Here is a 9,375-nt window from a genome sequence, read left to right on the forward strand (position 1 = left end):
AAGATGCTGTCTAAAAAGTAAAAATTTAGTAAAGCTAAGACCAAACAACGCTTTTTGAATTTAATCAGGAATTATTATTACTTTTGTTGAAATTTATTTTTCTAAAATATGAAAATTGCATTATTGGGATATGGCAAAATGGGCAAAGAGATTGAAGAAATTGCCGTTAAAAAAAATCATCAGATTGTTTTAAAAATCGATATTAACAATACACAGGATTTAACAAAAGAAAATTTATCAAAAGCCGATGTGGCAATTGAATTCAGCATTCCGGAAGTTGCATACAAAAATATTCTCAAATGCTTCGAAGCAAATGTTCCTGTTGTTTCAGGAACTACCGGCTGGCTTGCTCAATTTGAAGAGGTCAAAAAAAAATGTTTGTTACAAAATCAGGCAATGCTTTATTCTTCTAATTTCAGTATTGGTGTTAATATATTTTTTCAATTGAATAAAAAACTTGCTAAGTTGATGAATGATTTTAAAGGTTATGATGTTTCGATAGAAGAAATTCATCACATTCAGAAACTTGATGCACCAAGCGGTACGGCAATTACTCTCGCAAATGATATTCTTTCTGTTTCCGAAAAGAAAAAAAACTGGGTAAGCAATGCAGAGTCAAAAAATTCAGAATTGCTCATTAAATCGGTAAGAGAGGGTGCAGTTATAGGAACACACATTATAACATATAAATCGGAAGTTGATAAAATTGAAATAAAACACGAAGCATTTAACAGAAAAGGTCTTGCTATTGGTGCTGTAATGTCTGCCGAATGGCTTATCGGAAAAAAAGGAATATTCGGAATAAATGATATGCTTGATATAAAATTGTGATTTTTTTACTGAATACTGACTGCTGAATATTAACAAATAAAAAACAAAAAAAATGAAAACATTATTAATTTTCTCGATTTTATTCTTTATTTCCACAGCCGTAGGATTATATAAATTATTTGAAAAAGCCGGATATAAAGGTTGGTACGTATTAATTCCTTTGTATAATTACTATATATGGCTTAAAATAATTAAAAAGCCAATATGGTGGTATGTATTTTTGATAATCCCATTCATAAATATTTTCATGCTGTTCCTCTTGATAGTTGAACTCCTTAAATGTTTTTACAAAATAAAAACTTCGGAACAGGCACTTGGCGTGCTCTTTCCATTTATCTATTTGCCTTATTTAGGTTTTGATAAAACCATAAAATATACCGACCCCACAAAAATCAAAATCAGAAAATCAAAATCGAAAGAATGGTTTGATGCAATTGTTTTTGCGGTTGTTGCGGCAATGATAATTCGTACATTTCTTATCGAAGCTTATACAATACCAACATCATCAATGGAAAAATCGTTGCTGGTTGGGGATTTTTTATTTGTCAGCAAAATAAGCTATGGTCCGAAAATTCCAAATACACCACTTGCATTTCCTTTTGCTCATCATACGCTTCCATTAACAAAAGACACAAAGTCGTATATTGAGTGGCTCAAACTGCCGTATTATCGTTTTTTTGGACTCGGTAAAATAAAAAACAATGATGTGGTTGTATTTAATTATCCCGATGGTGATACAGTTGCAACTAAAATGCAGGACAGAAGTTATTATGCTTTGGTCCGACAATACGGTCATTCAACAGTATGGAACGATAAAGAAACTTTCGGAGATATTATTTCCCGTCCTGTTGATAAAAGAGAAAATTACATTAAAAGATGTATCGCAATTGCAGGTGACACTATAAAAATCATAAATAGGCAAGTATTCATAAACGGTAAAAAAGTCGAAAATCCAAGAGAAATGCAGTATCAGTATTCAGTAGTTACTGATGGAAGCGGTATAAATCCCAATGTTTTCGCAAAATTAAACATCACCGACCAGGTTTATGTTTCAAACGAAACGTACGTACTCACATTAACCGCTGAAAACGCTGAAAAAATAAGAAATTTCAGTAATGTAAGAAAAGTAGAGCCATTGAATGATACAATATGGGATAAGACAGTGTTTCCTTATAGTTATCATTATAAATGGACAAGAGATAATTTCGGTTCTTTATGGATACCAAAAGCTGGAGTAACAATAAGAATAGATACTTCCAACATTTGTCTTTACGAAAGAATTATTGGTGTTTATGAGCACAATGATTTAAAAATTAAAGGCGATAAAATTTTTATCAACGGAAAAGAATCACGAATTTATACTTTCAAAATGAATTATTACTGGATGATGGGCGATAATCGCCATAATTCAGCCGATTCACGATATTGGGGTTTTGTTCCCGAAGACCATATTGTAGGAAGTGCTTTATTAATATGGTTATCTCTCGACCAAAACAAATCACTTCCGGCTAAAATCAGATGGAGCAGGTTATTTAATATAATTAAATAAATACTTCGAGTGCCTAAAGTACTTTAAGTACTTCTTTATGTTAATATTTGTTAAGTAAGGCATATCAAACAACCAAAATATTTCATTGCTCAATATCTTTTGTTATTTTTGAAGCGGATTTAAACGAAATGCATTGTATGAACAAAGAGCAGTTAGTTAATATTATTAAAAATAAAAAAAGTTTTCTGTGTATAGGACTGGATACTGACATTAATAAAATTCCAAAACATTTACTTGATGGCGAAGACCCTATTTTTGAATTTAACAAACAAATAGTTGATGCCACAAATGACTTGTGTATTTCTTATAAACCCAATGTTGCCTTTTACGAAAGCAGAGGAAGCAAAGGATGGCTCAGTTTGGAAAAAACAATAAAATATATTAAACAAAATCATAAAGATATATTTCTTATTGCTGATGCGAAACGTGGTGATATCGGAAACACTTCAAAACTATATGCTAAAACATTTTTCGATGATAGAACAATAGGATTTTCTTTTGACGCTGTTACCGTAGCACCATACATGGGCTTTGATTCAGTAAGTCCCTTTTTTGAATTTAATGACAAATGGGTAATTTTATTAATTATTACTTCAAACGATGGGGCACAGGATTTTCAAATGCTGCAAACAGAAAATAAAAAAATGCTGTTTGAAGAAGTTCTTACTAAATCTAAAGAATGGGGAAATGAAAATAATCTTATGTATGTTGTAGGAGCCACCAAAGCAGAAATGCTGAGCCGTATAAGAAAATTTGCTCCGGATAATTTCCTTTTGGTTCCCGGAATAGGAGCACAGGGAGGAAGTTTGAGTGAAGTTGCTAAATATGGTATTAATAAAGAATGCGGATTAATAGTAAATTCCTCAAGAGATGTAATATACGCAGGTAAAGGAATTGATTTTGCTGATAAAGCACGAACACAGGCACAGACGCTTCAAAAAATCATGGAAGCTATTCTTAACGAATATGAAATAATTTGATTTTAAAAATTAATTAAAGAAAGTTATTAATTATAATAAATATAAATAAAAGTTTATTTACTTTTGAACTTTTTTAAAAAATCAAAAAAAGATATGTACTGGTTAATTTTAGCTGTTGGGATTATTTTTGAAGTTCTTGCAGAAATTAACATGAAGTTAGCAGCGGGCTTTACAAAATTGGTTCCATCAATAAGAATTTTTATTTTTTATGGAATTGCTTTGATTTGTTTGGTTTTGGTTTTAAAGAAACTGGAAATCAGCGTTGCATATACAATATGGGCAGGTAGCGGTACAGCATTGATTGCTATTATTGGAATGTATTGGTTTCACGAAACAGTTACAGTTACAAAAATAGCTTCAATAATATTAATAATTATAGGTATAGTAGGATTAAAAATTTTTGACTAAACATTATATTATTTATGAATATTTTTATAACAGGAGCAACAGGATTTTTAGGTGGTGAAATACTTGTCAATCTTTCCAAAAGAAAAGAAACAAATAAAATTTACTGCTTGGTTCGTGCTATAACCGAAACAGAAGCAAATGCCCGAATTGAACATATTTTCGAATTACATGGAGATAATTATGATAGAAGTAAAATAATTCCTGTGTTAGGGAACCTTTCGGATGACAAGCTATCTGAATTACTAATTAAAAATTTAAATCTTAATGATGTTGATGTTGTAGTTCACTCTGCTGCCAATACCTCATTCTCTAAAATATATGATGATTTAGTTGAAAAAGTCAACATCGACGGGCTTAATCAGATATTGTTATGGGCTAAGCAACTTAAAAATCTTGAAACATTTTTGTACATTGGTACTGCTACTATTTGTGGAAGAGATATTAAAAATCGTTTGGTTTTCGAAGATGAATCACCAAATCTTCAGGCAAATCATTTGGTTAAATATACATATACCAAAATGATGGGAGAAATTAACCTTCACAAACATTTACCGAAAGAAAAAATATTAATTGCACGTCCATCAATCGTCATGGGTGATAGTCGTCCATGGATACCAAGGTCAACAGTTATTCTTTGGGCACTTGCAACAGCAAATATATTACGACTTGTCCCTGTTAATCCTATTGCGCAACTCGATATAGTACCTGTTGATTACGCTACTTCATCTATAGTTGAGTTGTTGTTTGCAAAAAGGAATCATTATATTTATCATATATCTTCAGGAAAAGAATCAGCATCAAATTCTTTAAAAATTTCAAGTGTTATACAAGAGCATTTTCCAAACAGACCGCCATTCAAATATGTTGATAAATCAATGATATCTCAAATGAAAAATTGGGCAAGAAACCGCCTAAAACCGCATCATCAGTTAAATTATTATTCAGAATATCTTAATTATTGGACAAAAACATTTGTAGATAGCGGCAAACTCCGAACTCTTTTTGCGGGATTAGAGCCATACCTTGATTTTATTGAATTAGGACAGGTATTTGATAACTCAAAATTGCTCGCTGATGTTAAAGTTAGCGTTCCTCAACCCGCACATGAATATATTAAGAATTCAATTAAATATTTTGAAAATATTGATGTTTTTGAAGGAGCTATTGACCCGTAAAAAAATAAAATGCAATTATTTTATAAAAAATAATTTTTTTTAACTTCCTCTCTACAACAATATTAGTAAAGAAAAATCTGCTTGCAGAAAAAATATTAAAGAAAAGTTGGATTTTATTTTTTTTTGTAATAAAAAAAATTATATCTTTGCACCCCATTTAAAAAAAGTTAGTTTTAAATTGGAATAAAATATTAAAAATATAAAGTTCTTTGAATAATTGAAGAAATAGCAAATGTAGCAAATACCCCCGAAAATTTTTCGGTGGAATAAAATCAATGAGTCATTTAAAATCAAACTTACTATGGAGAGTTTGATCCTGGCTCAGGATGAACGCTAGCGGCAGGCTTAATACATGCAAGTTGAACGGTAACAGGCGTAGCAATACGTGCTGACGAGTAGCGCACGGGTGCGTAACACGTATGCAATCTACCATTAACTGGAGAATAGCTCTGAGAAATTGGAATTAATACTCTATAATATTAGAAAAAGACATCTTTTTCTTTTTAAAGTACAAGCGGTTAATGATGAGCATGCGCGACATTAGTTTGTTGGTGAGGTAACGGCTCACCAAGACTACGATGTCTAGGGGCTCTGAGAGGATTGTCCCCCACACTGGTACTGAGACACGGACCAGACTCCTACGGGAGGCAGCAGTAGGGAATATTGGGCAATGGACGCAAGTCTGACCCAGCCATGCCGCGTGCAGGAAGACAGCCCTATGGGTTGTAAACTGCTTTTATACGGGAAAAAACTCCTGATTTCGTATCAGGACTGATGGTACCGTAAGAATAAGGATCGGCTAACTCCGTGCCAGCAGCCGCGGTAATACGGAGGATCCAAGCGTTATCCGGATTTATTGGGTTTAAAGGGTGCGCAGGCGGAATGATAAGTCAGTGGTGAAATTCTACGGCTCAACTGTAGGACTGCCATTGATACTGTTGTTCTTGAGTATATTTGAAGTGGGCGGAATGTGTCATGTAGCGGTGAAATGCTTAGAGATGACACAGAACACCAATTGCGTAGGCAGCTCACTAAACTATAACTGACGCTCAGGCACGAAAGCGTGGGGATCAAACAGGATTAGATACCCTGGTAGTCCACGCCCTAAACGATGATAACTCGCTGTTGGCGATACACTGTCAGCGGCTAAGCGAAAGCATTAAGTTATCCACCTGGGGAGTACGACCGCAAGGTTGAAACTCAAAGGAATTGACGGGGGCCCGCACAAGCGGAGGAGCATGTGGTTTAATTCGATGATACGCGAGGAACCTTACCTAGACTTGAACGTATTTTGACTTACCGGGAAACCGGTATTCCCTTCGGGGCAATTTACGAGGTGCTGCATGGCTGTCGTCAGCTCGTGCCGTGAGGTGTTAGGTTAAGTCCTGTAACGAGCGCAACCCCTATCCTTAGTTGCCATCGGGTAATGCCGGGAACTATAAGGAAACTGCCTGCGTAAGCAGTGAGGAAGGTGGGGATGACGTCAAGTCAGCACGGCCCTTACGTCTAGGGCTACACACGTGCTACAATGGCCGGTACAGAGGGTCGCTACCTGGTGACAGGATGCCAATCTCTAAAACCGGTCTCAGTTCGGATCGAAGTCTGCAATTCGACTTCGTGAAGTTGGATTCGCTAGTAATCGTATATCAGCAATGATACGGTGAATACGTTCCCGGGCCTTGTACACACCGCCCGTCAAGCCATGGAAGTTGGGGGTACCTGAAGTTGATGACCGCAAGGAGTTACCTAGGGTAAAACCAATGACTGGGGCTAAGTCGTAACAAGGTAGCCGTACCGGAAGGTGCGGCTGGAACACCTCCTTTCTAGAGTAGATTTTATTCTGTTCTAAATGGAAATTATGAATAGGTATTTGCTGCTTTGTTTCTTCAATTTTTATTTTTGTGTGCATGAAAACCTTAAGATTGGGCTTCAGTGATATGCCTTGCCTTTGAGCAAAGGAGTTTTAGTCCCGTAGCTCAGTTGGTTAGAGCACTACACTGATAATGTAGGGGTCAGCAGTTCAAATCTGCTCGGGACTACATAATAGTAAAGTCTTAGGGGAATTAGCTCAGCTGGCTAGAGCACCTGCCTTGCACGCAGGGGGTCAACGGTTCGAATCCGTTATTCTCCACAAAAAAAATTAGGATTTAGGATTTAAAATTTGGGATTTAAATAGTTCTTTGATGAAGCATTAGTTTATTTTAAAATCTCATCATTATAAAGATGAAATGGTTGGTTTAAACCCAACATGCTTTACAATCAATAAATGAAATACGGGTTTTTGAAAGTGAGTAAAATCATAAATCAAAAATCATAAATCAAAAATTGAAAAGTTCTTTGACATATTGGAAGAAAATATTTAATAAAATTTTAGAATACGAGTAAAACGTTAAGAAAGTAATTAAGGGCGTATGGTGAATGCCTTGGCTCTTTGAGACGATGAAGGACGTGATAAGCTGCGATAAGCTTCGGGGAGGTGCAAATGACCTTCGATCCGAAGATTTCCGAATGGGTAAACCCACCCCGATGAAGTCGGGGTATTCCGAGCAATCGGAAAGTTAACCCGGAGAACTGAAACATCTAAGTATCCGGAGGAAAAGAAAACAATTTAGTGATTCCCCAAGTAGTGGCGAGCGAACAGGGAAAAGCCCAAACCAATTTTGTTACGGCAAAATTGGGGTTGTAGGACTGCAATGTGGATTGCGAATTTTTAATGGAAATTTCTGGAAAGCTATACCATAGAGGGTGATAGTCCCGTACATGACAAAAATTTGCAACCTAGCAGTATCCTGAGTACCACGGGACCGGTGAAATCCTGTGGGAATCTGCCAGCACCATCTGGCAAGGCTAAATACTTCAAAGAGACCGATAGTGAACTAGTACCGTGAGGGAAAGGTGAAAAGAACCGTGAACAACGGAGTGAAATAGTACCTGAAACCATGCGCTTACAAGCGGCCGGAGATGAACACTCTGATTCGTCAGAATTAGTAATTGACGGTGTGCCTTTTGCATAATGAGCCTACGAGTTACTCCTCTCTAGCAAGGTTAAATCCGGTTACGGACGAAGCCGAAGCGAAAGCAAGTCTTAATAGGGCGTATAGTTAGAGGGGGTAGACGCGAAACTTTGTGATCTACCCATGACCAGGATGAAGTGCCGGTAAAACGGCATGAAGGTCCGAACCAGTTTGCGTTGAAAAGCATTTGGATGAGTTGTGGGTAGGGGTGAAAGGCTAATCAAACTGAGAGATAGCTCGTACTCCCCGAAATGTTTTTAGGAACAGCCTTGAGTTTAGTTTTATAGAGGTAGAGCTACTGATAGGGTGAGGGGGCTTCACAGCCTACCAAGCCTTGACAAACTCCGAATGCTATAAAATATACTCAGGAGTGAGGCTTTGGGTGCTAAGATCCAGGGCCGAAAGGGAAATAACCCAGACCATCAGTTAAGGTCCCCAAATATATGCTAAGTTGGTTTAACGAAGTCCGACTGCTTTGACAGCTAGGATGTTGGCTTGGAAGCAGCCATTCATTTAAAGAGTGCGTAACAGCTCACTAGTCGAGCGGTTGGGCGTGGATAATTAGCGGGCATTAAGCATATTACCGAAACTGTGGACTTCCGCGTAATGCGGAAAGTGGTAGGGGAGCATTCCAGTTGCCCTGAAGGTGTGTTGTAAAACATGCTGGAGCGGCTGGAAAAGCAAATGTAGGCATAAGTAACGATAATCCCGGTGGGAAACCGGGACACCGAAAGACTAAGGTTTCCTGATCAACGTTAATCGGATCAGGGTTAGTCGGGACCTAAGGCGTATGCGAACGCAAAAGCCGATGGACAACAGGTCAATATTCCTGTACTACCAAATATTGCGATGTGGTGACGAAGTAGTGAAAAGTCTGCGTACGGACGGATGTGTACGTTAAAGAGTGTAGGCACACAATCAACAGGCAAATCCATTGATTGTACCGAACTTGATAGTACCGTGAGCCTTCGGGCAAGCGGATAATGACTCTAATCAAACTTCCAAGAAAACCCGCTAAGCTTCAGATATTTGGTACCCGTACCGCAAACCGACACAGGTAGTCGAGAAGAATATTCTAAGGTGCTCGAGTGATTCATGGCTAAGGAACTCGGCAAATTAACCCTGTAACTTCGGGAAAAAGGGTACCGCCGCAAGGCGGTCGCAGAGAAATGGCCCAGGCGACTGTTTAACAAAAACACATGGCTTTGCAAAATCGAAAGATGAAGTATAAGGCCTGACACCTGCCCGGTGCTGGAAGGTTAAGAGGAGAGGTTAGTAGCAATACAAAGCTTTGAATCGAAGCCCCAGTAAACGGCGGCCGTAACTATAACGGTCCTAAGGTAGCGAAATTCCTTGTCGGGTAAGTTCCGACCTGCACGAATGGTGTAACGATCTGGGCACTGTCTCAGCCATGAGCT

At 37.4% G+C, this 9,375-nt stretch carries 5 protein-coding genes, 2 tRNA genes and 2 rRNA genes; all 9 read left to right on the forward strand.

The features are described from left to right. Positions 1–108: 108 nt before the first annotated feature. Positions 109–831, forward strand: coding sequence for a 4-hydroxy-tetrahydrodipicolinate reductase (gene dapB, locus WC223_08505; protein MFA6924283.1), 723 nt, complete (start codon positions 109–111; stop codon positions 829–831). Between the two features lie 52 nt (positions 832–883). Then, positions 884–2,380 (forward strand): signal peptidase I, encoded by a 1,497-nt coding sequence (gene lepB, locus WC223_08510; protein MFA6924284.1) that lies wholly within the window; start codon positions 884–886, stop codon positions 2,378–2,380. A gap of 137 nt (positions 2,381–2,517) precedes the next feature. Further along, positions 2,518–3,360, forward strand: a complete 843-nt coding sequence (pyrF, locus tag WC223_08515) for an orotidine-5'-phosphate decarboxylase (GenBank protein MFA6924285.1) — start codon at positions 2,518–2,520, stop codon at positions 3,358–3,360. Between the two features lie 93 nt (positions 3,361–3,453). After that, on the forward strand, positions 3,454–3,768 hold the full coding sequence (locus WC223_08520; GenBank protein MFA6924286.1) for a multidrug efflux SMR transporter: 315 nt from the start codon (positions 3,454–3,456) through the stop codon (positions 3,766–3,768). Between the two features lie 14 nt (positions 3,769–3,782). After that, entirely contained in the window at positions 3,783–4,943 is a 1,161-nt protein-coding gene (locus tag WC223_08525; GenBank protein ID MFA6924287.1) for an SDR family oxidoreductase, read from the forward strand. Positions 4,944–5,241: 298 nt separating this feature from the next. Further along, positions 5,242–6,766 (forward strand): 16S ribosomal RNA (locus WC223_08530). 142 nt (positions 6,767–6,908) lie between these two features. Then, positions 6,909–6,982, forward strand: a tRNA-Ile gene (locus WC223_08535). Between the two features lie 18 nt (positions 6,983–7,000). Next, positions 7,001–7,074 (forward strand) — tRNA-Ala (locus WC223_08540). A 260-nt stretch (positions 7,075–7,334) separates the two neighbouring features. Then, a 23S ribosomal RNA gene (locus WC223_08545) occupies positions 7,335–9,375 on the forward strand; the annotation flags it as partial.

Source organism: Bacteroidales bacterium, from assembly GCA_041671145.1.
Classification (GTDB): Bacteria; Bacteroidota; Bacteroidia; order Bacteroidales; family JAHJDW01; genus JAQUPB01.